The organism is Roseburia sp. AF42-8 (genome assembly GCF_003435965.1).
Taxonomy (GTDB): Bacteria; Bacillota; Clostridia; order Lachnospirales; family Lachnospiraceae; genus Roseburia_C; species Roseburia_C amylophila.
This window is the reverse complement of sequence record NZ_QTVB01000003.1, coordinates 119994-146531: the sequence shown is the minus strand read 5'-3', so window position 1 is coordinate 146531 and position 26538 is coordinate 119994. Positions and strand designations below refer to the sequence as shown.

General features: G+C 43.5%; 25 protein-coding genes, 1 pseudogene and 1 riboswitch. Of the genes and pseudogenes, 22 read left to right on the top strand and 4 right to left on the bottom strand.

Annotation, left to right across the window (positions count from 1 at the left end; translation table 11 throughout):
* The first annotated feature begins 6 nt into the window (after nucleotides 1-6).
* From DW059_RS02500 to DW059_RS02435, 15 genes and pseudogenes are all read left to right on the top strand, one after another.
* Nucleotides 7-1041, top strand: a complete 1035-nt coding sequence (locus DW059_RS02500; protein ID WP_117697441.1) for a pyridoxal phosphate-dependent aminotransferase — start codon at nucleotides 7-9, stop codon at nucleotides 1039-1041.
* A complete protein-coding gene (locus DW059_RS02495; RefSeq protein ID WP_117697387.1) occupies nucleotides 1038-1673 on the top strand; it encodes a precorrin-8X methylmutase in 636 nt (211 codons plus the stop codon). The genes DW059_RS02500 and DW059_RS02495 overlap by 4 nt, the downstream gene beginning before the upstream one ends.
* 20 nt (nucleotides 1674-1693) lie before the next feature.
* Nucleotides 1694-2803, top strand: a complete 1110-nt coding sequence (gene cbiD / locus DW059_RS02490) for a cobalt-precorrin-5B (C(1))-methyltransferase CbiD (protein ID WP_117697385.1) — start codon at nucleotides 1694-1696, stop codon at nucleotides 2801-2803.
* Nucleotides 2800-3588, top strand: a complete 789-nt coding sequence (gene cobM / locus DW059_RS02485; RefSeq protein WP_117697383.1) for a precorrin-4 C(11)-methyltransferase — start codon at nucleotides 2800-2802, stop codon at nucleotides 3586-3588. Before cbiD ends, cobM begins: the two co-directional genes overlap by 4 nt.
* Nucleotides 3576-4577, top strand: coding sequence for a cobalt-precorrin 5A hydrolase (locus DW059_RS02480; RefSeq protein WP_242986061.1), 1002 nt, complete (start codon nucleotides 3576-3578; stop codon nucleotides 4575-4577). The genes cobM and DW059_RS02480 overlap by 13 nt, the downstream gene beginning before the upstream one ends.
* A complete protein-coding gene (gene cobJ, locus DW059_RS02475) occupies nucleotides 4567-5304 on the top strand; it encodes a precorrin-3B C(17)-methyltransferase (protein ID WP_117697381.1) in 738 nt (245 codons plus the stop codon). The genes DW059_RS02480 and cobJ overlap by 11 nt, the downstream gene beginning before the upstream one ends.
* Nucleotides 5301-7451: a precorrin-6A reductase gene (gene cobK, locus DW059_RS02470; protein ID WP_117697379.1), complete on the top strand. Its 2151-nt coding sequence runs from the start codon at nucleotides 5301-5303 to the stop codon at nucleotides 7449-7451. Before cobJ ends, cobK begins: the two co-directional genes overlap by 4 nt.
* Nucleotides 7438-8019, top strand: a complete 582-nt coding sequence (locus DW059_RS16910) for a nucleotide-binding protein (RefSeq protein WP_330408228.1) — start codon at nucleotides 7438-7440, stop codon at nucleotides 8017-8019. Before cobK ends, DW059_RS16910 begins: the two co-directional genes overlap by 14 nt.
* A gap of 152 nt (nucleotides 8020-8171) precedes the next feature.
* On the top strand, nucleotides 8172-8903 hold the full coding sequence (locus tag DW059_RS16905) for a hypothetical protein (RefSeq protein ID WP_330408227.1): 732 nt from the start codon (nucleotides 8172-8174) through the stop codon (nucleotides 8901-8903).
* Between the two features lie 34 nt (nucleotides 8904-8937).
* Nucleotides 8938-9906 carry a precorrin-2 C(20)-methyltransferase gene (cobI, locus tag DW059_RS02460; RefSeq protein WP_117697377.1) on the top strand — a complete coding sequence of 323 codons (969 nt, stop codon included), beginning with the start codon at nucleotides 8938-8940 and terminating at the stop codon, nucleotides 9904-9906.
* Nucleotides 9907-9989: 83 nt separating this feature from the next.
* A riboswitch (cobalamin riboswitch) is annotated at nucleotides 9990-10200 on the top strand.
* A 163-nt stretch (nucleotides 10201-10363) separates the two neighbouring features.
* A pseudogene (locus DW059_RS02455) lies at nucleotides 10364-11566 on the top strand (sirohydrochlorin cobaltochelatase); the annotation flags it as partial.
* Between the two features lie 343 nt (nucleotides 11567-11909).
* On the top strand, nucleotides 11910-12278 hold the full coding sequence (locus tag DW059_RS02450) for a hypothetical protein (RefSeq protein WP_117697373.1): 369 nt from the start codon (nucleotides 11910-11912) through the stop codon (nucleotides 12276-12278).
* Between the two features lies 1 nt (nucleotide 12279).
* Entirely contained in the window at nucleotides 12280-13425 is a 1146-nt protein-coding gene (locus DW059_RS02445) for an ABC transporter substrate-binding protein (RefSeq protein WP_117697371.1), read from the top strand.
* 6 nt (nucleotides 13426-13431) lie between these two features.
* Nucleotides 13432-14436, top strand: a complete 1005-nt coding sequence (locus DW059_RS02440; RefSeq protein WP_117697369.1) for a FecCD family ABC transporter permease — start codon at nucleotides 13432-13434, stop codon at nucleotides 14434-14436.
* 56 nt (nucleotides 14437-14492) lie between these two features.
* Nucleotides 14493-15599, top strand: coding sequence for an ABC transporter ATP-binding protein (locus tag DW059_RS02435; protein ID WP_117697437.1), 1107 nt, complete (start codon nucleotides 14493-14495; stop codon nucleotides 15597-15599).
* A 69-nt stretch (nucleotides 15600-15668) separates the two neighbouring features.
* On the opposite strand, the gene DW059_RS02430 is transcribed toward DW059_RS02435, so the two are convergent.
* Nucleotides 15669-16931, bottom strand: a complete 1263-nt coding sequence (locus tag DW059_RS02430; RefSeq protein WP_330408225.1) for a methyl-accepting chemotaxis protein — start codon at nucleotides 16929-16931, stop codon at nucleotides 15669-15671.
* Nucleotides 16931-17377, bottom strand: a complete 447-nt coding sequence (locus DW059_RS16900; RefSeq protein WP_330408224.1) for an MCP four helix bundle domain-containing protein — start codon at nucleotides 17375-17377, stop codon at nucleotides 16931-16933. Before DW059_RS16900 ends, DW059_RS02430 begins: the two co-directional genes overlap by 1 nt.
* Before the next feature lie 255 nt (nucleotides 17378-17632).
* Here DW059_RS16900 and DW059_RS02425 point away from each other — a divergent pair, with 255 nt between their 5' ends.
* Nucleotides 17633-18169, top strand: a complete 537-nt coding sequence (locus tag DW059_RS02425) for a histidine phosphatase family protein (protein ID WP_117697367.1) — start codon at nucleotides 17633-17635, stop codon at nucleotides 18167-18169.
* A gap of 23 nt (nucleotides 18170-18192) precedes the next feature.
* The gene (locus tag DW059_RS02420) at nucleotides 18193-18480 is read left to right on the top strand and encodes a hypothetical protein (RefSeq protein WP_197420827.1); all 288 of its coding nucleotides are present in this window, start codon (nucleotides 18193-18195) and stop codon (nucleotides 18478-18480) included.
* A 1-nt stretch (nucleotide 18481) separates the two neighbouring features.
* Here the strand turns inward: DW059_RS02420 and DW059_RS02415 are convergent, their stop codons facing one another.
* Both DW059_RS02415 and DW059_RS02410 read right to left on the bottom strand, forming a co-directional pair.
* Nucleotides 18482-19975 (bottom strand): hypothetical protein, encoded by a 1494-nt coding sequence (locus DW059_RS02415; RefSeq protein WP_117697365.1) that lies wholly within the window; start codon nucleotides 19973-19975, stop codon nucleotides 18482-18484.
* 106 nt (nucleotides 19976-20081) lie between these two features.
* The gene (locus DW059_RS02410; RefSeq protein WP_117697363.1) at nucleotides 20082-20483 is read right to left on the bottom strand and encodes an AEC family transporter; all 402 of its coding nucleotides are present in this window, start codon (nucleotides 20481-20483) and stop codon (nucleotides 20082-20084) included.
* Nucleotides 20484-20626: 143 nt separating this feature from the next.
* On the opposite strand from DW059_RS02410, the gene thrH reads away from it, so the two are divergent.
* The 5 genes from thrH (at nucleotide 20627) to DW059_RS02385 (ending at nucleotide 26538) form a co-directional block, all read left to right on the top strand.
* Nucleotides 20627-21226: a bifunctional phosphoserine phosphatase/homoserine phosphotransferase ThrH gene (gene thrH / locus DW059_RS02405; protein WP_117697433.1), complete on the top strand. Its 600-nt coding sequence runs from the start codon at nucleotides 20627-20629 to the stop codon at nucleotides 21224-21226.
* A 2-nt stretch (nucleotides 21227-21228) separates the two neighbouring features.
* Nucleotides 21229-22284, top strand: coding sequence for a 16S rRNA (cytosine(1402)-N(4))-methyltransferase RsmH (gene rsmH, locus DW059_RS02400; RefSeq protein ID WP_117697361.1), 1056 nt, complete (start codon nucleotides 21229-21231; stop codon nucleotides 22282-22284).
* A gap of 43 nt (nucleotides 22285-22327) precedes the next feature.
* A complete protein-coding gene (locus DW059_RS02395; protein WP_117697431.1) occupies nucleotides 22328-23977 on the top strand; it encodes a Na+/H+ antiporter NhaC family protein in 1650 nt (549 codons plus the stop codon).
* Nucleotides 23978-24104: 127 nt separating this feature from the next.
* Nucleotides 24105-25001 carry a YARHG domain-containing protein gene (locus tag DW059_RS02390; protein ID WP_117697359.1) on the top strand — a complete coding sequence of 299 codons (897 nt, stop codon included), beginning with the start codon at nucleotides 24105-24107 and terminating at the stop codon, nucleotides 24999-25001.
* A 40-nt stretch (nucleotides 25002-25041) separates the two neighbouring features.
* Nucleotides 25042-26538, top strand: coding sequence for a C69 family dipeptidase (locus DW059_RS02385; protein WP_117697357.1), 1497 nt, complete (start codon nucleotides 25042-25044; stop codon nucleotides 26536-26538).

The following is a 26538-nucleotide window of genomic DNA, read 5'->3' as shown; positions in this document are numbered from 1 at the left end:
AGGAATATGGTACATGGAGGAGACATCTACCGTAATTGCATATCGTTAGATTATTCTGTAAATATCAATCCTCTGGGCATACCGGCATCTGTAGAGGCAGCCCTTAGGGAAGCGGTGTCTTTATGCAGCCGGTATCCGGATATCAGGCAGGAGAAGCTGAAGGCAGCCATTGCTGAGATGGATAAGGTAGCGGCAGATGAGATATTGTGCGGAAATGGAGCTTCTGAACTTTTTCCTGCAATTCTTCATGCATTAAAACCAAAGAAAATACTGATTCCGGTTCCTTCTTTTTATGGTTACGAGTGGGCTGCCGGAACGGAAGCGTGTGAAGTAAGTTATTTTCCATTGCGGGAACAGGATAATTTTGTGCTGGGAGAGGACTTTATTGAGGCATTAGATAAAGAAACGGAGCTTATATACCTTGCTAATCCCAATAATCCCACCGGACAGTTAATTCCACCGGAGATTTTAAAAGGGATTTTAAAGCGGTGTCAGGAGCTTGATATAATAGTGGTGGTAGATGAATGCTTTCTGCCGTTTTGTGAAGAAGCAGAGCTTTATGAAGAAATGGAAGCTGGCATGAAATGTAGGAATCTGATTCAGGTGAGAGCATTTACCAAGACCTTTGCCATACCGGGAGTCCGGCTGGGTTATCTTATCTGCCGGAACAGGGAAGTCTGTCAGAAGATTGCAAGGCAGCTTCCGGAATGGAACTTATCGGTATTTGCCCAGATGGCAGGATGCGCTGCAGCAAAAGAAACGGAATTTATCGGGGAAAGCAGGAAACTCATAAAAGAGCAGCGGAGTATTCTGACAAAAGAGCTGATATCCTTAGGCTTCCGGGTGTATCCGTCCCGGGCAGATTATATTTTATTTTACACAGAGCTGCCATTATATGAGTTGCTTTTAAAGAAACAGATTTTGATTCGAAATTGTGAAAATTACAGAGGTCTGTCCAAAGGGTATTACCGGATTGCAGTAAGAGGGCAGACAGAGAATGAGCGGCTGATAAGCGCATTAAGAGAGGTGATGGGAAAATGAATCCAATCGAATTTGTATTGCCGGGAGAGATCGAAAAACGCAGCTTTGAGATTATTTCAGAGGAATTAGAAAAGCGTCATATTGTATTGCCCAGGGAGCAGGAACCTGTTACCAAGCGTGTGATACATACCAGCGCAGATTTTGATTATGCAGAGACAATGTGTTATTCTGACCATGCAGTAGAAATTGCAAAGAAACTGATTCTTAAGGGCGCCGATATTGTAACGGATACCAATATGGCACTTGCCGGAATCAATAAGAAAATACTGGCATCATTTGGCGGAGAAGCCCATTGCTTTATGGCAGACCCGGATGTGGCACAGCTTGCCAGAGAGCGGCAGGTAACAAGAGCCGCCATCAGCATGGAGAAAGCCGCAGCCATTGAAAAACCGGTTATTTTTGCGGTGGGAAATGCACCGACGGCGTTAATCGAGCTTCATAAAATGATAACGGAGGGACGCTACCAGCCGGCATTTATTATCGGAGTTCCGGTAGGCTTCGTAAATGTGGTACCGGCAAAAGAATTGATTATGGAAACAGAAGTACCTTATATCATTAACCGGGGCAGAAAGGGCGGAAGCAATGTTGCCGCAGCTATCTGCAATGCAATTTTGTATCAATTAAGACGATAGTAAAATCAGGGGGAAGAAAGATGCAATATGGGTTTACCTCCGGAAGCTGTGCCGCAGCCGCAGCAAAGGCAGCAGTCTATATGCTGCTGAGTGGAAGAAGAAAAACAGAGATTACCATTGAGACACCAAAGGGAATTTCCTACCATGCAACGGTGGAGCATATCAAAATTCAGGAAACAGAAGTTTCCTGCGCGGTACAAAAGGACGGCGGGGATGACCCGGATGTGACAACGGGGGCATGGATTTATGCAGCGGTGAGCATTTGTGAAGAAAATAACAATCAGATAGAAATAGATGGCGGCATCGGTGTTGGCAGGGTTACGCGGCCGGGATTAGACCAGCCGGTAGGAAATGCCGCAATTAATACAGTACCACGGCAGATGATTGCAAAAGAAGTATCAGAGGTCTGCCATCTGTTTGATTTTCAGGGCGGAATCAAAGTCGTAATTTCAGTGCCGGAAGGAGAAAATCTTGCGGCGCAGACTTTTAATCCGAGACTTGGAATAAAGGACGGAATCTCGATACTTGGAACCAGCGGGATTGTGGAGCCTATGAGTGATAAGGCATTACTAGATACCATAGCAGTGGAATTGAAACAGAAGCGGGCAGAAGGTCATTCTATTGTTGCCATATCACCGGGCAACTACGGATTGGAATTTATGAAACGGACCTATGGTTATGATTTGGAGCGCAGTGTAAAATGCAGCAACTTTATCGGACAGACCATTGATATGGTAAAAGAACTTGGATTTTCCAAAATGCTCTTAACCGGTCATATCGGAAAGCTGATAAAGGTATCCGGCGGCATTATGAACACCCATTCCAAAGAGGCAGACTGCCGGATGGAGCTTCTGGCGGCGGCAGCAATCCGGGCGGGCGCAGAAGTGACACTGCTTCGGGAAATATTAGACTGCATTGGTACAGAGGATGCCGTAGACCGGATTCGAAAAGCCGGACTTTTAGAACCTGCCATGGAATATGTCATGGAAAAAATTGAAGACCATCTTAAGCATCGTGCCGGGGATGGACTGGAAATAGAATGTATGGTTTATAGTAATGATATCGGACTTTTAGGTGTAACGCCGGGAGCAGAGGCATTATTAAAAGAACTGTTGGAGGAAAAGCAATGATTCATTTTGTTGGAGCAGGGTGCGGAGCACCGGATTTGATTACCGTAAGAGGAATGCATCTTTTGGAGAAAGCAGATGTGATTATCTATGCCGGTTCACTGGTAAATCCTGAGCTTTTAAATTATGCCAAAGCAGACTGTCAGGTATATAACAGTGCAGTGATGACATTGGAAGAAGTCCTTGCAGTTATGGTGGAGGCAGAGCAGGAAGGAAAAGATGTGGTGCGGCTGCATACCGGAGAACCAAGCATATATGGAGCAGTGCAGGAGCAGATGCAGGAGCTGGATGCAAAAAAGATAGCCTATGATTCTACGCCGGGAGTAAGTGCCTGCTTTGGAGCAGCGGCAGCCATGAATCTGGAGTATACCCTGCCGGATATTTCCCAGTCCCTTATCATTACCAGAATGGAGGGACGGACGGCGGTTCCGGAGAAAGAAAGCATTGAGGCATTTGCTGCCCATCAGTGTTCCATGGCAATCTATTTAAGCACCGGAATGTTGGAGAAGTTATCTGAGCGTCTGATAAAGGGCGGCTATTCAAAGGATACCACTGCGGCACTGGCTTATAAGGTAAGCTGGCCGGAGGAAGAAATATATATCTGCACGGTAGAAACATTGGCACAGACAGCGGCAGAACATGGAATTACCAAAACGGCACTGGTTCTCGTTGGAGATGTCATTAACAAGAGCGGATACAGCAAATCCAGACTGTATGCAGAAGATTTCTCCACAGAATTCCGGGCAGCAAAAAATCATAAGAAGGCGGAAAGAAAATGCAGTCATTGAAATGGAGTGTCATCAGCTTTACCGAAAAGGGAGCAGAGCTTGCCGAAAAGATAAAAAGACTTTCCAAAGAGCAGCAGCTTCCCTATGAAATTCATACTTATCATGGCAGAAAACAGGTGGAAAATCTGAACGCGTGGACAAAGGAACAGTTTTCCCTAAGAAATGCAATCATTTTTATCGGAGCATGTGGAATTGCAGTGCGGACAATTGCCCCATTTCTTAAGGACAAGCTGACAGACAGTCCGGTGCTGGTACTGGATGAGGCGGGCAATTATGTCATTCCTCTTTTATCCGGGCATGTAGGAGGCGCCAATGAGATAGCACTGCAGCTGGCAGAGTTATTAGGAGCAGTTCCGGTAATTACCACAGCGACCGACATTAATAATGCCTTTGCCATAGATGTATTTGCAAAAAAGCATGACCTATCCATTGATAAAAAAGAAGGCATTAAGAAAGTTTCTGCAAAGGTGCTGGAAAAAAAGAAGCTTTCCATGACAATCGCTCCGGAATATGCCGCCAAAGTGGATGTGGTAATCGGCACACCAGAGGATGGACAGAAGCCGGAGCCATTATTGACCTTAATCCCCAAAGAATATATTCTTGGGATCGGATGCAGAAGGAATAAAGAAGAACAGGAACTTAAGGCATTTGCAGAAAGCTGTTTAAAGGAAGCCGGAGTAGACTGGAAACAGATACGGGCGATTGCTTCGATTGATAAAAAGAAGGATGAGAAGGCAATTCTAAAACTTGCGGCAGAACATGGCATTCCATTTCTTGTCTTTGACGCAGAGGCCTTAAGCCGGGTGCCTGGTACCTTTGATGCATCGGTATTTGTGGAAAGTCAGGTGGGCGTGGACAATGTCTGCGAGCGGGCAGCCATGGCAGCCTGCCGGGATAATGGAAGGCTGGTGCTTCAGAAAAGAGCGGAAAATGGAATGACACTGGCAATAGCAAAAGAAGATTGGAGACTGACTTTATATGAAGAATAAAATATGGATTGTTGGAATGGGACCGGGAAATGAAGAGATGATGACAGGCAGAGCCATCGAAGTATTAGAACAGGTGGATGTAATCATCGGATATACCGTATACCTTGATTTGTTAGGAGAACGTTTCCAAAATAAGGAATTTCTTTCCACGCCGATGCGGCAGGAAGAAAAACGCTGCAGAATGTGTTTTGAGGAAGCAGAAAAAGGCAAAAGCGTGGCAATGGTATGCAGCGGCGATGCCGGTGTCTATGGAATGGCATCACTGATGTATGAGATTGGAAAAGAATATCCGGCGATTTCACTGGAAGTGATACCGGGAATTACCGCAGCCAACAGCGGTGCGGCGGTTCTTGGAGCACCATTAAATCATGACTACTGTGTTATCAGTCTCAGTGACCTTATGACACCATGGGAGTTAATTGAAAAGCGGCTGATTATGGCAGCGCGGGGAGATTTTGCTATTGCACTTTATAATCCGTCCAGCCGGAAGCGGGCAGACTATTTGGAAAGAGCATGTAAGATTCTGCTTCAGGAGATAGAACCGGAGCGCGCATGCGGTTATGTGGAAAATATCGGAAGAGACGGAGAAAGCACAGTTACCTGTACATTAGAAGAATTACAGAGTAAATCAGTAAATATGTTTACTACCGTTTTTGTTGGAAATTCCAGAACCAGAATTCAGGATGGAAAATTAATCACACCAAGAGGCTATAAGATAGAGCAATGAAAAAGATCATCATTTTTTCAGGAACAACAGAAGGAAGAAACTTATCGGAGCTGATGGCGGCAGCAGGCATAGCCCACACCGTATCGGTGGCAACCGATTATGGAAAGCTGGTTATGAAGGCGCATCCGAAGGTGAAGATTCAGGAAGGACGCCTTTCCAAAGAAGCTATGTCAGAATTTCTAAGGAAAGAATCCTTTGACATTGTAATCGATGCCACTCATCCCTATGCGGTGGAAGTGACCAGAACCATAAAAAGCTGCGTTGCCGGAATGAAAGCGGATGGACTTGAGGTCACTTACTTACGGCTGAAACGGAGCATCCAGGCGTCGGAAGAAACGGGACTTCGTTTCTTTGACAGCAATGAGGCCTGTGCAGAAGCATTAAAGGAAATCAAGGGAAACATTCTTCTTACTACAGGAAGCAAGGAACTTTCCGTATATACCGAATCGGAAGAAGTAAAAAAACGTCTTTATGTCCGGGTACTGCCGGGGCTGGAAAGTCTTGAAATCTGCCGGAGGGAAGGAATTCTGCCACAACAGATTCTGGCACTGCAGGGACCTTTTTCTGAAGAATTCAATGATGCACTGATTCATCAGTACGGGATAAAATGTATGGTAACAAAGCAGGGCGGCATTACCGGAGGCTTTTTAGAAAAAAAAGAAGCAGCTTTAAAAAATCATATCCCGCTTTTGGTCATTCGTCGGGAGGCAGCAGAGGAAGACGGACTTTCCTTTGATGCAGTCTGTGAGAAAATCGAAACATTAACAGGAGTAAACCTTTCCTTAAGACCGGCGGAGCTTATGATTACGCTGGCAGGAATCGGACCGGGGGATGCAGATATGATGACCGTCCGGTTAAAGGAAGCATTGGCAGAAGCGGACCTTGTATTAGGTGCGAAACGTCTGATAGAGGCAGTGACACCGAAGCTTGAAAAAGAGGCACTTTATCTGCCGGATAAAATCCTTACATGGCTTAAGGAAAAGAGCAGACAGTATGCGGTGCATGAAAAACTGAAGGTAGTCATCCTTTTTTCCGGGGATATTGGTTTTTATAGTGGCTGGAGCAAGGTAAGAATCTGTCTGCAGGAAGCGCTGCAAAAGGGCATACTTCATGGAACCCTGCAAAGCATTCCGGGCATTTCTTCCATTCAGATGATGGCAGCAGCCTGTGGCGTAAGCTGGGAAAATGCCGGAATTTACAGTATACATGGCAAAACAGATACGGATGGCTGGCAGGCAGAAGTGATACGCAGGATGCATGAAAATGGGCGGCTGTTTCTTCTGGTATCCGGAGCAGAAGACATCCGGAAATTAGGAGCACTTTTTTCGGATAAAGAGAATTGCAGAATTAAAGTGGGGTACCAGTTATCTTATCCGCAGCAGAAGCTGATGGTGCTTACACCGGAAGCGTGCAGAGAGACAGAACAGGAAGGATTGTATGTTGTCATGATAGAGAAAGAAGAACATGAAGCAAAGGAAGCGTGTGAGGAGAAGGGAACACAGAAAGTGTGTGAAGTGCAGGAAGCACGCGGGGAGCAGGAAGTGGCAATAACTATATCTCTGGGAATCCCGGATGAAGCCTTTATTCGTGGGAAAGTTCCAATGACCAAAAGGGAAGTGCGTCAGGTCAGCCTTTGCAGCCTGCGGCTTCAGAAAGATTCGGTGCTTTATGATATTGGAAGCGGAACGGGTTCGATTGCTGTGGAAGCAGCCCATTTATCCAAAGGAATCAAAGTCTATGCCATTGAAAAGAAAGAAGAGGCGCTAGCACTTCTGGCACAGAATAAAGAGAAGTTTCAGGTAGCAAATATGGAGATTATCCGGGGAACGGCACCGGAGGCATGCAATGGATTAGAGGAGCCAACCCATGTTTTCATCGGGGGAAGCGGTGGACACCTGATGGAAATTTTAGAAGTACTGGCAGCAAAAAAGAGGAGAATAAGAGTTGTAATGAATGCCATAAGCCTTGAGACAGTGGCGGAATTCAAGCAGGTGAAAGAACGGTTTTCGGTATGCAATTTTGAAATGATTCAGATGCAGGTCAGCCGTTATCATGAGCTTGGCTCTTATTATATGCCAAAGGCGGAAAATCCGGTTATGATATGTTCCTTTGATTTGCAGGGAGGAGAAGCGGATGCAGAAGCGTAAAGGAGTAGTTCTTGCAGCACCCAAAAGCGGCAGTGGAAAGACATTGATTACCTGTGCGTTAATCGAAGCCTTGAAAGAAGCAGGAGTCAATGTCTGTGCATTTAAGTGCGGACCGGATTATATAGACCCGATGTTTCACCGGACGATTTTAGGTGTGCCGGGCGGAAATCTGGATACATATTTTACCGGCGAAACAAAGACAAAAGAGATATTTATGGAAGAGACACCGGAAGATGCATTTGCAGTGGTAGAGGGTGTCATGGGGCTTTATGACGGACTTGGCGGAATTTTAGAAGAAGGTTCCACCTATCACCTGGCAAATTCTGTTTCCCTGCCGGTGATTCTGGTAATTGATGCACATGGCATGGGAAGAACGATACTTCCACTGATACAGGGACTTTTATCCTATGACAAAGCCGGAATCATAAAGGGCGTGATACTAAACCGGGTCAGCAAAATGTTCTATGCGTCATTAAAAGAGTTAATCGAAACCAAATTATCCATAGAAGTGCTGGGCTGTTTTACCGAACAGAAGGAGCTTCATCTGGAGAGCCGCCACTTAGGCTAAAACTTCCAGAAGAAAAGCGTGATTTAAAAGAACAGGTATGCCGCGGGGCAGACAGCTTAAAAGAAACGGTATCGATAGAGCGGATTTTAGCAATTGGGGGAGCCGGAGAAAAGGATGCGGCAGCCCCAAAAGTTGATAGTCACGAAAACAAAGTGACATATCAGAGAGCAGATATCTATGAAAATGATATGGTATTCCAGAGAGCAGATATCAAAAAAAATGACACCCATGAAAGTAAACTCCGCCTTGCCATCGCAAGAGATGAGGCATTTTGTTTTTATTATCAGGAGAACCTGAAACTGCTTTCAAAAAGGGGCTTTGAGCTGGTGCCGTTTTCTCCCCTGCATGATAAGAAATTACCGGAGCATATCAGCGGATTACTGTTAGGCGGAGGATATCCGGAACTTTTTGCAAAGGAATTATCCGAAAATGACAGCATGAAGACAGCCATCCGGGAAGCCATCCGGGGCGGACTTCCGTCACTGGCAGAATGTGGGGGTTTTCTTTATCTTCATAAATCACTGAAGGATATGGAAGGCAGACAATATTCCATGGCGGGCGTAATTGATGCAGATGCAGATTACCGGGGAAAACTGGTGCGTTTTGGTTATGTGGAGCTTACTGAGAAAGAGAGCTGTTTCCTGCCGGAAAAAGAAGGAATCCGGGGACACGAATTCCATTATTTTGACAGTACGGAAAATGGAACGGACTGCGTGGCAAAGAAACCGACCGGAAGCAGAAGGTGGGAATGTGTCTGGGAAGGAGAAAACCACTGGTGGGGATTTCCTCATCTTTATTATCCGTCCAACCCTTCTTTTGTGGAGCATTTCTATCAGCAGGCAGGATTGTATCAACAATCGAAATTGAAGCAAAAAGATAAATAGAAGTAAAAGATAATTTAAAATAAGAGGAAGACAGATGCAGAAAGAAAAAGCACAGAGCGGAATTTTATATGGAATCGGAGTAGGTCCGGGGGAGCCGGAGCTTTTGACCCATAAAGCGGTTCAGGTGATAGAATGCTGCGATACCATAGTAGTGCCGTCCGAACCGATAGAAGAGTGTAATGCTTTTCAGATTGTAGAAAAACTGGTGCCGGACATCCGGAAACATCAGCTTGTGGCATGGAATTTTCCCATGACCAGAGATGAGAAAAGGTTAGAAGAAGCCCATGATAAGATATGCGAAAATATAGAAGCATATCTTGCAAAGGGAGAAAAGGTTGCCTTTTTAACGCTGGGGGATCCGGCGATTTATTCCACCTATACTTATCTTTCACAGAAAATCGAAGAACATGGTGGTCATACGGAAATGGTCAGTGGGGTACCGTCTTTTTGTGCAGTGGCGGCAAGACTTGGCATTTCGCTTGGAGAAAAGGAAGAGCAGATTCATATTATTCCCGGTTCCTATGACATAGAAGAATCGAGACAATTTTCCGGCACCAGAATCTATATGAAGTCCGGAAGGAAGTTGAAGCAGTTAAAAGAAATGCTGCAAAAGGAAAGTACCATCTGTCCGTTAGAAGTGTATAGTGTTTCCGATTGTGGAAAAGAGGAAGAAAAAGTCTTTTCCGGTGCGGATAACATACCGGAAAACAGCGGATATTTTACCATCGTGATTGTAAAGACCAAAGATGAGCCGGTGCATAACAGCAGCCGCTTTTTTGAGAATCGTGCATGCGCTTATTATCCCTGCCATAGGGACATTGAGCAGATTAACTGTATGTTCTGCTACTGCCCGATGTATGAAATGGAGCATTGTCCGGGAACACCGGAGTACAAAGAGACAAATGGCAGAAAACTTAAGATTTGTACCAACTGCACGTATCCCCATCAGGCAGAACATTATGATGCCATTATGAAGGTACTGACCCACCGGCTGAAAGGCTAGAGAACTTTTTAAGGGTGAAGTTTGTTGAGGCTGGGTGAACTATGGCTTGTGAAAAAATAAAAAGTGTGTTAGTATAGTAGCGATTTCATAGAAAGATAACCGGTGCCTGCAATGAAATTCATTCATATGCAGGGTAAAAGGGAAACAGGTGTAAATCCTGTACGAACTCGTCACTGTAAGAAGGGAGTAACGTAGTCAGGCTTTTAAAAGCGCCACTGATGCACAGACATTGGGAAGGTGATTACGGAGCGTTAATCTTTGAGTCAGGAAACCTGCCGTTTATCTGGTACGGGAAGAGATTCCGGGTCACGAGTAATTGGCTGTACTGTTTGATAACAAGGGAAATCCGTAAAGCGTATTTCCTGTAGTTAGTATGTCATTTACTTCGTTCATAGCAATATGGAACGGAGTTTTTTCATGTGTAAGTGAAACCAGAACATGAGAAAAGGAGAAAAAAATGAAAAAGAAAGCATTGACTGTAGTTCTTACACTTACTATGGCTGCAACCATGTTTGCGGGATGTGGTGATAAGAAAACAACAGGGACAACTGAAACAACAGAAGCTGTTTCGACAGAAGATGAAAAGGATGATCAGGCAAAAGCAGATGAGGTAGCAGCATTGATTGATGCAATTTATGTGCAGGAAAGAACTGATGAGACAGATGCACAGTGTAAGGCAGCAAAAGAAGCATGGGATGCACTGACAGATGCTCAGAAGGAACTGGTATCCGGAGAAAATGCTGACCCGGATTACTTTGGAAGAGATACCGGAGATGCATCAAAGGATGATCCTTTAAATCAGGATGATATTGGAGAGAATGAGCTTTTAGTAGTAAGCTTTGGTACATCCTTTAATGACAGCCGCACAACAGATATCGGCGGCATTGAAAAAGCATTACAGGAAGCAAATCCTGACTGGTCTGTAAGAAGAGCATTTACAGCACAGATTATTATTAACCATGTACAGGCCCGTGATGATGAGAAAATCGATAACATGGATCAGGCATTAGAGCGTGCGGTAGACAATGGCGTTAAGAATCTTGTGGTACAGCCGACCCACTTAATGCATGGTGCAGAATATGATGAACTGGTAGAAGCAATTGAGAAGTATCAGGATAAATTCGAAACAGTCCGTATCGCAGAACCTCTGTTAGGTGAAGTTGGAAGCGACGCAACTGTAATCAACGAAGATAAAGCTGCCGTTGCAGAAGCAATTACATCAGAAGCAGTTAAGGCTGCAGGATATGACAGCATGGATGCAGCAGCAGAAGATGGAACAGCATTTGTATTTATGGGACATGGTACTTCCCATACTGCAAATGTAACATATGACCAGATGCAGACCCAGTTAGAGAAACTGAATTATAAAAATGCATTTGTTGGAACCGTAGAAGGTGAACCGGAAGATACCGCATGTGAAGCAGTTATTGAAAAAGTAAAAGAAGCAGGATACAAAAAAGTAATTCTTCGTCCGTTAATGGTTGTTGCCGGAGACCACGCAAACAACGATATGGCTGGAGATGATGAAGATTCCTGGAAGAGCCAGTTTAAAGCATCCAAAGCATTTGACAGTGTAGATACACAGATTGAAGGTCTTGGAAGAATTAAAGCAGTCCAGGATATTTATGTAGCACATACAAAGGCTGCTTTAGAGGCAGAGCCACTTGCAACAGCAGGTGGTTCCAATTCCTCTGCAACCTTAGAGGATGGAACTTATACCGTAGACTTCAACACAGACAGCACAATGTTTCACGTAAATGAAGCAAAAGAAGGCAAGGCAGAACTTACGGTAAAGGATGGAAAAATGACAGCACATATCACGCTTCCATCTAAGAACATTGTAAATTTATTTGCTGGAACAGCAGCAGATGCACAGAAGGATGGAGCCAAGCTTCTTGAGCCGACTACAGATACAGTAGAATACAGTGATGGAACCAGCGAAGAAGTATACGGCTTTGATGTTCCGGTTCCTGCAGTGGATGAAGACTTTGACCTTGCATTAATTGGAACAAAGGGAAAATGGTACGACCACAAAGTATCTGTTTCTAATCCTGAAAAAAAAATTAGCTGATGGCTCTTATGAGGCAGAAGTAACTTTAGAGGGCGGAACCGGAAGAGCAACGGTGGATTCACCGGCGAAGGTTGTGATAAAAGATGGAAAAATCACTGCAACCGTTGTGTGGAGCAGTCCAAACTATGATTACATGTTAGTAGATGGAACGAAGTATCTGAATGAGAACAAGGGTGGAAATTCCACCTTTACGATTCCGGTATCCGGCTTTGACTGTGACATTGCAGTAGTGGGTGATACTGTTGCAATGAGCACACCTCATGAAATTGAATATACATTGAATTTTAAACTGGTAAAATAAAATGCAGAAAAAACGAATTATGATAGTGAGCGTTATCTGTATACTTCTTCTGACTCTTTGTGCCTGTGGTACAAAGAAGCAGGAGAAAAAAGCAGATACCGTAGATTTTAGTTCTCTCAGCAAGACTGGGAGTATGGAATTAAATTATGCAACACAGTATAGTGTCGATGAATATGGCGGGTACAAAATGATTACGATCGTGGATGGCGGTCGTTTTTTGCTTATTCCGGAGGGAGCGGCAGTGCCGCAGAATATCCCGGAGGATGTTACGGTTTTACAGCAGCCGCTGGATAAAACATATCTGGTATCCACTTCTGTCATGGATTTGGTAAGACAGATTGATGCCATGTCAGATATCCGGCTCTCCGGAACGAAGGAAGATGGCTGGTATGTAGAAGAAGCCAGGGAAGCCATGGAGGAAGGAGACATTTTATATGCAGGAAAATACAGTGCTCCGGACTATGAACTGATTCTGGATGAAGGCTGTAATCTGGCAATTGAAAATACAATGATTTATCATAACCCGGAAGTAAAAGAAAAGTTGGAAGAACTTGGAATCCCTGTACTTGTGGAGCGTTCCAGCTATGAATCACACCCATTGGGCAGACTGGAATGGATCCGTTTATATGGAGTATTATTTGATAAAGAGGAAGAAGCAGATTCTTTTTATGAAACAGAATTAGAAAAATTAGAGCCGATTATGAAGAAAGAAAGCTGCAATGTAACAGTAGCATTTTTCAGTGTGACAGCAAATGGAACAATCAGTGTGCGGAAATCAAATGATTATGTAGCGCAGATGATTGCTCTTTCCGGTGGAACCTATGTGCCGGAACAACTGGCGGGCGAAGAAGAAAATGCACTTTCCACAATGAACATACAGATGGAGGATTTCTATGCAGATGCAAAGAATGCCGATATCTTAATATATAACAGTACAATTGAAGGCGAAATCAGTACGCTGGAGGAACTGAAACAGAAGAATCCGCTGTTTGCAGATTTTAAGGCAGTACAGGATGGAAATGTCTATTGTACCACAAATAATTTCTTCCAGAAATCCACGGCAATCGGAGATTTTATGGAAGATCTGAATAAAATATTTCAGAATACAGATACAGAAGAAGCAGGATATTTAAAGAAGCTGAGGTAAAAGAAAATGAAGCGGTATGCAGTCTCTTTTATAACAATTATTATATTGCTGGTGGGATTAATTTTCTGGAATATTGGTTCTGGAAGTATTTCGATTTCATGGGATGAACTTTGGAATGTTTTGATGAAGCATACAGAAGAAGGTACCGCTTATCATATTATCTGGGATATCAGACTGCCACGGATTCTGGCTGCTGTCATGCTGGGGGGAGCCTTGTCGATTTCCGGATTTTTACTGCAGACCTTTTTTGGAAATCCAATCGCAGGTCCGTATGTGCTGGGAATTTCTTCCGGTGCCAAACTTATGGTAGCACTGGCAATGATTTATCTTTTAGGAAGAGGAATTACCATCAGCTCATTTGGAATGGTAGCAGCAGCCTTTATCGGCTCGCTATTAGCAATGGGGTTTGTACTATTAATTTCCATGAAGGTACATAGAATGTCTCTTCTGATTGTATGCGGAATTCTCATCGGATATATTTGCTCGGCAATTACAGACATCTGTGTTACTTTTGCAGATGATTCGAATATCGTAAATTTACACAACTGGTCCCAGGGCAGCTTCTCCGGAATGAACTGGTCGAATATCCTGATGATATTTATCCTGACCTTGCTGTCCTTTCTTGCGGCAATGTTTCTTGCAAAGCCGATTGGTGCGTATCAGATGGGAGAGACTTATGCCAGAAATATGGGTGTTAATATAACTGTGCTCCGGGTAAGCCTGATTCTGTTATCCAGCTTATTGTCGGCTTGTGTAACAGCTTTTGCAGGGCCGATTTCCTTTGTAGGAATTGCTGTGCCACATCTGATAAAATCTGCTACAGGAACAGCAAAACCACTGGTGCTGATACCGGGCTGCTTTCTGGGGGGAGCGGTAGTGACACTGTTTTGTGATGGAATCGCAAGAACACTCTTTGCACCGACAGAAGTAAGTATCAGTACCGTTACAGCGGTCTTTTTGGTTCCGGTGGTAATTGTAATGATGCTGCGCAGACAGGAGGAGCGGGGATGACAAAACAGATAGCAGGAAAAAAAGAGTCCACAGAGAAAGAATGCATGGCAGGAAAAATGAAATCTTCTGAAAGAAAACAGGGGCTTGTAACAGACAAATTCACAGTTGGATATGGAAAAAAGGTCATTCTTTCGAATGTCAATCTAATGGCAGAGCCGGGAAGGGTATTGACATTGATTGGCCCGAATGGTTCCGGTAAATCTACGATTCTAAAGAGTATTGTAAAGCAGTTGAAATCTCTTGGTGGTGTAGTATACCTGAACGGGAAAGCAACCTCGGAAATGAAAGAGGCAGAAATTGCAAAGAGCCTTTCCATGGTAATGACAGAGCATATTCATCCGGAGCTGATGTCCTGCCGAGATGTGGTTGCAACTGGACGATATCCCTATACCGGAAGACTTGGAATCCTGGATAAGCAGGACTGGAAACTGGTGGATGAGGCAATTACCATGGTTCATGCGGAAGAGGTGGCAGAGCAGTCATTTACAAGAATCAGTGACGGACAGAGACAGCGTGTTATGTTGGCGAGAGCCATCTGCCAGGATACAGCAATCCTGGTATTGGATGAACCTACCTCTTATCTGGATATCCGTTATAAGCTTGATATTTTAAACAGCATCCGGAAACTGGCAAGGGAACGGAATATAGCAGTAATGATGTCACTGCATGAACTTGACTTGGTACAGAAAGTATCGGATATGGTAGCCTGTGTAGATGGGACCACCGTCAGCCATATTGGAACACCTGAGGAAATCTTTCAGGGTTCGCTGGTACAGAAGCTTTATGGAATTGAGGAAAAGAACTTTGATTCCATGCTTGGAATCATGCAGATGCCGGGAAATAAAGCTGCCCCGAACGTATTCGTAATCGGAGGCGGTGGTGCTGCAATACCAACTTATTACAGACTGCAGAGAGAACATATTCCATTTGCAGCAGGAATCTTATTTGAAAATGACGTAGAATATCCTGTTGCAACGGCACTGGCATCAAAAGTCATTACTGCAAAAGCTTTTTATCCGATGGAAGAAGCACAACTGGAAGAAGCTAAGAAAATACTTGCAGGCTGTGAAACCTGTATTTGCACCTGCGAGAATTTCGGACCTTATAATATGTTAAATAAAGAACTGCGAAGCCTGGCAGAAGAACAGGGAAAATTGAAATAGAAAAATTGGAATAAAAGAAAAGCCCATGGAATCAAAGTTGTTTTATGATTTCATGGGCTTTGGTATATTTTACTGTTCAGTGTCTTCTGGTAAGATGAATTTTCCAACAAGTTCATCTAAGGAAGTTGCCTGTGCAGATAACTCCTGGCTGGTAGCAGAGGTCTCTTCTGCGGATGCGGAGTTGGACTGAACTACCTCAGAAATCTGGTTTACACCCTGTTCTGCCTGATCCATGGCATTTGCCTGAGTCTTAGCAACATCACTGATGTGCTTGGAAGATTCTGCAATCTGCTGGATACCATTTACAACGTTTCCGATAGATTCAGCAGCATGGTCTGCAGCAGCATTACCTTCAGCAATCTCCTGAAGGGCACCTTCGATTAAGTCTCTGGTATCTACAGCAGATTTGGTTGTCTGCTCTGCAAGCTGACGAATCTGGTCAGCAACAACGGCGAATCCACGTCCTGCTTCGCCGGCTCTTGCAGCCTCGATAGAAGCATTCAGAGAAAGTAAGTTGGTCTGGGAAGCAATATCTTCGATTTCAGAAATAATATTTCCAATCTTCTTAGAAGTTTCATCAATACGTGCCATAGCATCAACCATGGCTTTCATTTCAGCACTGCTGTCTTCTGCTTCAGCAGCATACTGCTTTGCCTGATCATAAGCAATCTGAGCCTGATCAGCGGACTGTTCAATATTACTTGTAATATCAGTGATTGTTGCCTGAAGCTGCTGTACGGCACCGGCCTGCTCAGTAGCACCTTCTGCCATACTCTGGGAAGATTCTGCAAGGTTCATGGAACCGGCAGAAACCTGGGAAGAAGCTTCTCCAATCATCTGGATAGTATGTACCATTGCATCACGCATGCCACGCATTGCGGTCAGTAACTGTTCGAAGTCACCGACATATTTGTCGGAATGCTCGGACTGAATGGTGTAATCACCATTTGCCATGCCCTCCATCAGAACACCTACATCAGTGATGAGTGCGTTCAGTGTTTCGGCCATTTTAGTAGAAGTGGCTACAATACTTGCAACTTCATCATTGGATTTCACCTCCGGGAACGGGTCATGTAAATTACCCTGTGAAAAAGTGGTAAGACGATTCTCCAGTGCGACTAAAGGTTTTGAAATTCCCCTTGCAATGGAAGCTCCCATCTTGGAAGAAACAAGGATGGATACGATAATAATTACAGCAATGATAATGATAAAAATAAGGGAAACAACAAAAAGTGTATCTGCTAAACGATCTCCTTCTGTTACTTTGGTATTCATCAAGTCCCTCATTCCGGAATAGATTTCATCATATAATGGGGCTACTTCATCAACCATTATATTCTGGCTTTTGCGCTCTGACCCGGGTCAGTTGTTTTGCCGGTATCAATTGCTTTCTGCTCAGTAGTCCAGTAATCTTCCAGCTTGGCATCAATGGAATCATAGATTTCCTGCTCTTTGCTGGTGGTAGTAACTTCATCTACGATTTCCCAATACTGTTCAAAAGTGGCCTTTCTTTCATCATGGGTATCGGACATCTGACTAATCAGACTGTCATCATCATATCCGATAATAGCACGGGTGGCAGATCGGGTATCGGTAAAGGCAACCATTGCTTTGCCGATGTCACCCTGTGAAAAACCATAATTGTTCAGGGCATTCTTATACAGAGTCATGGTTACAATCAGCATAACCACACCAAGGACGGCTGCGATGGAGCAGGATGTCACGATAATACGGAATGCCTTCCCCAGACGTTTTCTAATTTTAAGATTCTCAAACATAACGTTCCTCCTTCGTTATATACAATGGCACTATGGCACCAATTGCGTTATACAATAGTAAAAGTAAAAGCGAAAATCTAAATATTTATCATAATTTTACTACTTTATGGGAAATAAGTCAAAATTATTTAGACAATAAGTGACTTGGAAACTGATTATTCCTCAAATTTGTTTAAACATATGAAAATTGACATTTTTCCGGTGAACCGCTAAAATGACGAAGAACATAAATAAGGCATTAAGGGAGATAACAGTATGGGATATGTATATTTTGTCCGGCACGGACAGACCATATGGAATGTAGAAAATAAGATATGTGGTGCAACAGATATTGCACTGACTGAGCTTGGACATAAGCAGGCAATTGAGACCGGAAAGAAAATATTAGAAGAAGGCATAAAGGCGGATGAAATATTATATTCCCCATTAATCCGGGCAAAAGATACTGCATTGCATATTTCGGAAATTACCGGAATTCCGGCAAGGGAAGAGCTTCGTTTAAAAGAGCAGAACTTTGGCAGATTTGAATCCACACCGCGGGATGGAACAGAATTTAAGATTGCAAAGGGACAGTTTATCACCCGCTATGACGGCGGAGAATCTATGCTGCATCTGGCACAGAGGATTTACAATCTTCTGGATGAAGTAACAGCAGCTTCCGATAAGACTTATATTCTGGTGGCACACAATGGCATATCAAGAGTTGTGCAGTCCTATTTTTATGAAATGACCAATGAAGAATATGCTGCATTTGGCGTGAAGAATTGTGCCATATTAAAATATGAATTCTAAGAGACGAAGGGCAGGAATGAAAAATGAAACCGAAGTCGGAAAAGAGTATAGAACTTTATCATATCATGACAGAGCGGGGGTATCCGGAAGAATTCTGTGATGTCATTACCCGGAATCTGAATACGGATTTTACGGCACAGAGGATGCTGTGGTATTTATCACACTATGAATATCTGCCGGAGGGTGAAATCGTAGATGAGATGCTTGCTATATTAAGTGACCGGAATGCGATTATGCAGAAAAAAGAATTAGAAAAAACCAATGCTGCATGGAATGAATTCCTGCAGCATGGTTTTGAAGAAAAAGAATAGTTCATCGGATTAATTTCATATCTTCGATAATAAAAGTCTTATCTTCCATATGATATTCGCTGTGACAGAATGGACAATACCGCTGTCGTACTGCATCAAAGCTGGCACCGCAGCTATTACAGATAACGGAACTGATGGAGAATCCAGGTGGTTCCGGAGTGGAAATATTTCGCAAAAGAGTGACATCAATACAGTCACCGGTTCTGGAAATATTTCCATTTTTTTCGCTGTAATTTATCCACCAGGTTCGTAAGGTCATATGCAGCTGATTGTTTTCCACGGACAGATTTCTCAGTGTCATGCCACTGGTATAAGTCATTTCAATGATATCTTTGAAACGCTCGTCTAATGTACCACCACGATAGGAAGAAAGCGTGGATGGGTCATTGGAAAATACCGCCATGCGTACAAGAGAAATCATCTGGCTTTCAAACTTTTCATAAGAGAAATTCGGATCATAACGAAGCATCGTATCCTTTAACTTCCGTTTTGTACGCAGAAAGCCAAAAGCCGAAATATGTTTCATGCCATCACGGTTGCCAAGCCCCATAAGAAGCAGCAAATCTCCTAACAGCAAGCCTAAGAATCCGCCACCAATCAGTGCGGCAAGATAAGCAGAGAACAGTGCCAGAGGAAGAATTTCCTGTTTTCCAATGAGAAAGAATGGGAAGAATCCAGCAAAAAATGCCAGCATGGTAAGTAAAATGGTATTGTGAAATACCTGCATATTCCGGTTAGAGGATGGATTTATTACAAAGGATAAATTCATGACACGGGGAAATAAATCCGTTATGCGAAATTTTGTACCGCAGTAAGGACAGCCTTCCGTCAGATTGGAAACCAGATTAACGGCACCACAGCTTGGACAGGTTGCGGTAATAAAGGGAAGCTGCTGTTCGTTAGGGCTGTGTACAATTGTTTCATACATAACCTGCTCGGTATCACGGGAATAGAGTTCGCCGGAAGCATTGGAAAAAGAGAACTTATGGCGGATTTCTTCATAAGTTGTATCCGAGGTATACCAGGCACTCTTGTGGGTGAGACAGGCAGTACCAAAAGTATTTCCCTTTCCCGGAATGACACGGTTTTCCATATGAAGTCCCTTTTCCTTAAGACGTTCCTGCTGTAATTTCAGAAAATATGTAATATCACCATCACAGCTTACCGGAGGAGTTTCATCTTCGTTCCACTGGTTATATTCTTTGGCAAACCGGTCATACATGCCTCTGCCTTTGTCCCAGGCAGGTTCGTAGTCGCGGAAAGCTTTGGCGTCTTTATGGAATTTCAATAATCGAAAACAGCCGAAGATACCAAGGATAATACCGGCAGCAAGCAGCAGATAACGAGGCATCAGATTAAGCTCTGTAACGGTAATGCAGGAAATAAGAATGGTTCCCAGGGCAATGAAGAAGATGCCCTGTGCCAGGTATTTCCGGTCCGGTTCTGCTACTTCAAAGCTACGTTTTTTACTGGATAGGTTGGATAAGATACTCATGGAGACTCCTTTCTGAAGGGTTTCTTAAAGTTAAAATAAGCATTTGATAAGTCACTATTAAGTTAGTATCGCTCATTATAGCATATTTCAGAAAGAAGGTAAATCATCAGCCAATGTGGATGCCGGGAAGCTCTAAGAGGAAGAAGACTAGCGGAATCGTAAAGACGGAGCAAAGTGTCATGACAAAGCAGGTCTTTGAAGCAAATTCCGCATCGGAATGGTAGTTTTCTGCCATCATCGGAATGGCGGACATGGCAGGCATACATGCCATCAGGGTAAGAATGGTTGTTTCGGCCGGAGTAAGGAAATGTGATACCACGGCTGCAACACCAACCGGAATCAGAATCATTTTGACAATTACCAGAAAGAAATAATCATAAATAAAGTCGAGATTCTTTAAGGAAATATAAGAAAGAGCTGCACCCAGGAAAATCAGCGCAAGACTGAAGCTTACATTTCCAACAGAGGTAATTGTATGGTGTACCGATACCTCTGGTAAGATTAACATAGCTTGTCACATATTGGCTATGAGAAAAGCTTTGGCTTTCTGAAAAATGAGGTTCTTTCTTGTACTTTTATTCATAATAAGGTATACTTTAGGGAAGTAATTTGTTGAATTAAATATGTTTGTATGGAGGATTAATTATGGACATGAACATTGTATGCCTTGATCTGGAAGGAGTATTGGTACCGGAGATCTGGATTGCATTTGCAGAAGCAAGCGGAATCCCTGAATTAAAGAGAACTACAAGAGACGAACCGGATTACGATAAATTGATGAAATGGAGACTTGGCATCTTAAAAGAACATGGACTTGGATTAAAAGAGATTCAGGAAACCATCGCAAAAATCGACCCGATGCCGGGAGCAAAAGAGTTCTTAGATGAACTTCGTTCCATGACACAGGTTATCATCATCAGTGATACCTTTACCCAGTTTGCAGGACCTCTGATGAAGAAATTAGGCTGGCCTACCATTTTCTGCAATTCTCTGGAGGTGGCAGAGGACGGTGAGATTACCGGATTTAAGATGAGAATTGAAAATTCCAAGCTGACTACAGTAAAAGCATTACAGTCCATTGGTTATGAGACGATTGCCAGCGGAGACAGCCACAATGACCTAGGCATGATTGAGGCGAGTAAAGCAGGATTCTTATTCCGCAGCACCGAGCAGATTAAGAAAGACCATCCGGAACTGCCTGCATTTGAGACTTATGATGAATTAATGGAAGCAATCAAGAAGGCTCTTTAATTATGGCAGAGGAAAACCAGACAACCCACAAACGCCGGGTGCGTTACAGTGGAAAATATCCGAAGAAATTTGAAGAAAAATATAAAGAACTTCAGCCGGAAAAATATAAAGATACGATTGAGCATGTAATAAAAAAAGGAAACACACCTGCCGGAATGCATATTTCCATAATGGTAAATGAAATTCTGGATTTCTTAAAAATCCAGCCGGGAGAAACAGGCTTTGATGCGACCTTGGGATATGGCGGTCATACGAAAGCCATGCTGCAGTGCTTAAACGGGCAGGGACACATCTATGCAACGGATGTAGACCCGGAGGAATCAGCCAGGACAAGAAAGCGGTTAGAAGAGGCCGGTTTTGGAGAAGATATTCTGACAATACGATTACAGAATTTCTGTACGATAGATGAAATTGCAAAAGAAGCCGGCGGATTTGATTTTATTCTTGCGGATCTGGGTGTATCTTCCATGCAGATTGATAATCCGAAGCGTGGATTTTCTTTTAAAGTGGATGGACCACTGGATTTACGGCTGAACCAGGAAGCCGGAATCAGTGCAGCAGAACGCCTGGCTGCCATTACAAAGGATGAACTGGCGGGAATGCTTTATGAAAATTCAGATGAGCCATACTGTGAAGAACTGGCAAAAGCGATTACCGATGAGATTCGAAAAGGCAATCGGATTGATACCACCACAAAGTTAAGGAATATCATTGAAAAGACGCTTGATTTTCTACCGGAAAAAGAGAAGAAGGATACGATAAAAAAGACCTGCCAGCGAACCTTCCAGGCACTTCGTATTGATGTGAACCGTGAATTTGAAGTACTGTATGAATTCATGGAGAAACTGCCGGATGCATTGAAACCGGGCGGAAGAGCTGCAATTTTAACTTTCCATTCCGGCGAAGACAAGTTAGTAAAGAAAGCATTAAAAGAAGGCTATCGGGCAGGCATTTATGCCGATTATGCCAAAGATGTAATCCGCCCATCTGCACAGGAGTGTGCGCAGAACGGACGGGCACGTTCTACTAAGATGCGCTGGGCAATTAAGGCAGAGTAGGTTATTTTGAAAATACAATGAGATGGAGACGAAAACAGTGAAAATGAAAAGAAAACAGATTGGTATGCTGGTATTTATTGCGATTATCGTGATACTTATGGTCGTAACAAGCCAGACACCTGGAACAATTGCTGATGCTGACAGCTATCAGTGTAAAGCTTATGCGACAATTTTATCATTGCTTCCGCCGGTTATTGCAATCGGACTGGCACTGATTACCAAGGAAGTATATACCTCACTTCTGGCAGGAATTATTGCAGGAGGTTTGCTGTATTCCAACTTCAACCTTGAGTTGATGATAAATACCATTTTCTTCCAAGAAGAGGGTGGTATGGTATACAAGCTTGCGAATGCATGGAATGTGGGAATTTTAGTATTCCTTGTCATGCTTGGCATTTTGGTATCCCTTCTTAACCGTGCAGGTGGTTCTGCCGCATTTGGAAAGTGGGCATCCCGGCATATTAAAACCAGAATCGGAGCGCAGATTTCCGTTATGATTCTTGGCGTATTGATTTTCGTGGATGATTATTTTAACTGTCTGACTGTAGGAAGCGTAATGCGTCCGGTTACAGACCGGCACAAGGTGTCCCGTGCAAAATTATCTTATATTATTGATGCAACGGCAGCACCGGTATGTATCATCGCACCAATCAGCTCCTGGGCAGCAGCAGTTACTTCTTCTGTTCCGGCAGATTCCGGAATCAATGGATTTGCGGTATTTATCCAGACAATTCCATATAACTTATATGCATTGCTGACATTGGTAATGTTAATTGGAATTACTCTTTTGCGAGTGGATTTCGGACCGATGAAAACCCATGAAATGAACGCAATCAAAGGTGATTTGTTTACTACACCGGGAAGACCGTATGAAGATAATGAAGAGGAAGTTGTAAAAGAAAACTCTCACGTACTGGATTTGATTCTTCCGGTAGCTGTGTTGATTGTGAGTTGTATCGTAGCCATGATTTATACCGGTGGCTTCTTCAGCGGAACTTCCTTTGTAGAGGCATTCTCTGGCTGTGATGCTTCCGTCGGACTGGTTCTTGGCGGCGCAGTAACACTTGTATTTACTTTTATCTATTACATGTTGCGTGATGTTTTATCCTTTAAGGAATTTACCGAATGTATTCCGGAAGGATTTAAGGCGATGATTGCTCCGATTCTGATTCTGACTATGGCATGGACCTTATCCGGAATGACCAATCTCTTAGGAGCAAAAGTATTCGTGGCTGATCTGGTAGCAAATTCAGCAAATGCAATGCAGGGCTTCCTGCCAATGATTATCTTTCTGGTAGCAGCGTTCCTGGCATTTGCAACCGGAACCTCCTGGGGAACCTTCAGTATTCTGATTCCGATTGTCCTTGGTGTATTCCCAAGCGGACAGATGATGGTAATCTCCATTGCGTCCTGTCTGGCAGGAGCAGTTTGTGGAGACCATTGCTCACCGATTTCAGATACCACAATTATGGCATCTGCCGGTGGTCACTGTGAGCATGTTAACCATGTAGCAACCCAGCTTCCGTATGCATTGACTGTTGCGGTTGTCTGCTTATTAGGCTATTTCCTGATTGGTATCCTGCAGGCAGTCGGACTGGCAGGAATTTCATGGCTGGCACTTCCGGTTTGTATCGTGGTATTAATTGGCGTATTATTCGTAATTCGTTCCAGAACAGGACGGGAAGAAATTTAAAAGATAAAAAAGATAATGCGGGATACGGAATTGGTGTCCCGCATTTTTGTACAATAGAATCTATAATAAAAATAATTTGAAAATTTGAAACAAAAGAAACATAAAATAACAGAAAAGAGGAAAGAAAATGTTTTGTACAAAATGTGGAAATGCATTACCGGTAAATGCAAAATTCTGTACCAAATGCGGAACGAAAGTAGAAGCTTTTCAGCCGGGAGCAATCCAGCCAAATCCGACACCGCAGAAAGCACCGGTAAATCAACCGACTCCGGTACCGCAGAGAAACTCAGTACCGCAACAGGCACCGACACAGCAGCAGACCCCGGTAAGACAGGCAAGCCCGGCACCACATCCACAACAAAAAAAGAATGAGAATGAGAAAGTAACAAAAACAAAGAACAGTGAAAAAATATCAAATAAAAATAAGAATGAAACTGAGAAGAAATCCGGCTCCGGTGCCATGGTATATTTATTAATCGGTGCAGCAGTTCTTATTATTATTCTGATTGCAATTATAGTATTGTTATTTATCAAGGGCAATCAGCCGGCAAAGCAGGATGATATTACCGATAAGCCGGTGGTTACAACGGAGCAGACCACAGAGACGGAAATGTCTACAGAGCAGACAGATAGGAAAGGTGTAAGCGGACAGCAGGAAGCATCTGAGAAAACTTCCGAAGTAATAAATAAAGAAGATACAACCGGAAATGAGGACATGGGAACAGACGGAGCAGTTGGAGAAGAGGAAGCAGAATATATTCTTCCGGAGAGTGCCAGCCGATTATTAACGGAAGCTGATTTGGAGAATCTGACCCAGGAGGACCTTCGGATTGCCAGAAATGAAATCTATGCAAGACATGGAAGAAAATTCTTAGATGAAGGACTGCAGGAATATTTCGATGGAAAATCCTGGTACAACGGAACCATTGAACCGGACGATTTCAAAGAAGATATGTTATCGGAAATAGAGAGAACCAATGAGGATACCATCGTGAACTATGAGACGAAGATGGGCTATCGTTAGAAATAACATTCAATGAAACAGGAAAAGGGGTAGAACAGATATGCCATGTACAACTATTTTAGTAGGGAAAAAAGCTTCTTATAATGGAGCAACCATAATTGCACGAAATGATGATTCCGGTGCCGGACATTTTACACCTAAGAAATATGTGGTAATTCATCCGGAAGAACAGCCGACAATCTATCAGTCGGTATTATCTCATGTGAAAATAGAATTGCCGGAGCATCCGATGCGTTACACGGCAATGCCGAATGCGGTAGAAGGGGAAGGTGTCTGGGCTGCCTGCGGTGTCAATGAGGCGAAGATTGCCATGACTGCAACAGAGACCATAACTTCCAATCCCCGCGTCTTAGGAGCAGATCCTCTGGTGACCTACCATCCGGCAGAAAATGGCAGGGAAGAGATTATCGGCGGCATTGGAGAAGAGGATATTGTATACATTGTGCTTCCGTACATTCACAGTGCAAGAGAGGGTGTCATTCGCCTGGGCAGTTTGTTGGAGCAGTATGGAACCTATGAGATGAATGGAATTGCATTTCAGGATAAGGATGAAATCTGGTGGCTTGAGACCATTGGCGGACATCACTGGATGGCAGGAAGAGTGCCGGATGATGTCTATGTGGTAATGCCAAACCAGCTGGGACTTGACAGCTTTGATTTAGAGGATGCCCTTACTACACAGAAGGACTATATGTGCTCAAAGGATCTGCGGGAATTTATTGAAAAGAATCATCTTGACCTTTCTTTGGATGGAAAGTTAAATCCAAGAGATGCATTTGGTTCCCATGATGATTCCGACCATGTATACAATACACCAAGAGCCTGGTTTATGGAGCGTTATCTCAACCCACATACCTATAAATGGGATGGGGAGCAGGCTGATTATACGCCGGCATCCGATGATATTCCATGGTGCTTAAAACCGGAGAAAAAGGTAACAATCGAAGATGTAAAATATGTATTATCCGCACATTTTCAGGGAACACCGTATGACCCATATGGTTCTTATGGGGAAAAATCCATGAAAGGCGCATTCCGTTCCATTGGAGTTAACCGGAATGATTTCCTTTCTGTGATTGAAATGCGGCCGGAGCAGGCGGACATTACCGAAAATACAGGAAGCATCATACAGTGGGTAGCATTTGCATCCAATGTATTTAATGTGCTGGTTCCGTTTTACGGGGAAGTGGAGACAACGCCGGAATATGTATCCAATACCACCGGAGAAGTTTCTACAGATAATTTCTACTGGGCAAGCCGTATGATTGCAGCTATGGCAGATGCCTCTTATCACAGATCCCTTTTTCACATCGAACGCTATCAGATGCATGTGATGGCAAAAGGGCGGGAACTGCTGCATACCTATGATGCACTTCTGGCAGAAGAAAAGGACGCAGCAAACAGACAGAAACTGATGCAGCAGGCAAATAATGCGATAGCAGAAATGCTTAAGAAAGAAACACAGGATACTTTGGATAAGGTACTGTTTGAATTAAGCAGCCAGATGAAAAATGCATATTCACGTTCAGATGCGTGA

Coding starts and splice junctions, on each gene's coding strand:
- DW059_RS02500 (WP_117697441.1), top strand. CDS start 7: ATGGTACATGGAGGAGACATCTACCGTAATTGCATATCGTTAGATTAT.
- DW059_RS02495 (WP_117697387.1), top strand. CDS start 1,038: ATGAATCCAATCGAATTTGTATTGCCGGGAGAGATCGAAAAACGCAGC.
- cbiD (WP_117697385.1), top strand. CDS start 1,694: ATGCAATATGGGTTTACCTCCGGAAGCTGTGCCGCAGCCGCAGCAAAG.
- cobM (WP_117697383.1), top strand. CDS start 2,800: ATGATTCATTTTGTTGGAGCAGGGTGCGGAGCACCGGATTTGATTACC.
- DW059_RS02480 (WP_242986061.1), top strand. CDS start 3,576: ATGCAGTCATTGAAATGGAGTGTCATCAGCTTTACCGAAAAGGGAGCA.
- cobJ (WP_117697381.1), top strand. CDS start 4,567: ATGAAGAATAAAATATGGATTGTTGGAATGGGACCGGGAAATGAAGAG.
- cobK (WP_117697379.1), top strand. CDS start 5,301: ATGAAAAAGATCATCATTTTTTCAGGAACAACAGAAGGAAGAAACTTA.
- DW059_RS16910 (WP_330408228.1), top strand. CDS start 7,438: ATGCAGAAGCGTAAAGGAGTAGTTCTTGCAGCACCCAAAAGCGGCAGT.
- cobI (WP_117697377.1), top strand. CDS start 8,938: ATGCAGAAAGAAAAAGCACAGAGCGGAATTTTATATGGAATCGGAGTA.
- DW059_RS02445 (WP_117697371.1), top strand. CDS start 12,280: ATGCAGAAAAAACGAATTATGATAGTGAGCGTTATCTGTATACTTCTT.
- DW059_RS02440 (WP_117697369.1), top strand. CDS start 13,432: ATGAAGCGGTATGCAGTCTCTTTTATAACAATTATTATATTGCTGGTG.
- DW059_RS02435 (WP_117697437.1), top strand. CDS start 14,493: ATGAAATCTTCTGAAAGAAAACAGGGGCTTGTAACAGACAAATTCACA.
- DW059_RS02430 (WP_330408225.1), bottom strand. CDS start 16,931: ATGGTTGATGAAGTAGCCCCATTATATGATGAAATCTATTCCGGAATG.
- DW059_RS16900 (WP_330408224.1), bottom strand. CDS start 17,377: ATGTTTGAGAATCTTAAAATTAGAAAACGTCTGGGGAAGGCATTCCGT.
- DW059_RS02425 (WP_117697367.1), top strand. CDS start 17,633: ATGGGATATGTATATTTTGTCCGGCACGGACAGACCATATGGAATGTA.
- DW059_RS02420 (WP_197420827.1), top strand. CDS start 18,193: ATGAAACCGAAGTCGGAAAAGAGTATAGAACTTTATCATATCATGACA.
- DW059_RS02415 (WP_117697365.1), bottom strand. CDS start 19,975: ATGAGTATCTTATCCAACCTATCCAGTAAAAAACGTAGCTTTGAAGTA.
- DW059_RS02410 (WP_117697363.1), bottom strand. CDS start 20,483: ATGTTAATCTTACCAGAGGTATCGGTACACCATACAATTACCTCTGTT.
- thrH (WP_117697433.1), top strand. CDS start 20,627: ATGAACATTGTATGCCTTGATCTGGAAGGAGTATTGGTACCGGAGATC.
- rsmH (WP_117697361.1), top strand. CDS start 21,229: ATGGCAGAGGAAAACCAGACAACCCACAAACGCCGGGTGCGTTACAGT.
- DW059_RS02395 (WP_117697431.1), top strand. CDS start 22,328: ATGAAAAGAAAACAGATTGGTATGCTGGTATTTATTGCGATTATCGTG.
- DW059_RS02390 (WP_117697359.1), top strand. CDS start 24,105: ATGTTTTGTACAAAATGTGGAAATGCATTACCGGTAAATGCAAAATTC.
- DW059_RS02385 (WP_117697357.1), top strand. CDS start 25,042: ATGCCATGTACAACTATTTTAGTAGGGAAAAAAGCTTCTTATAATGGA.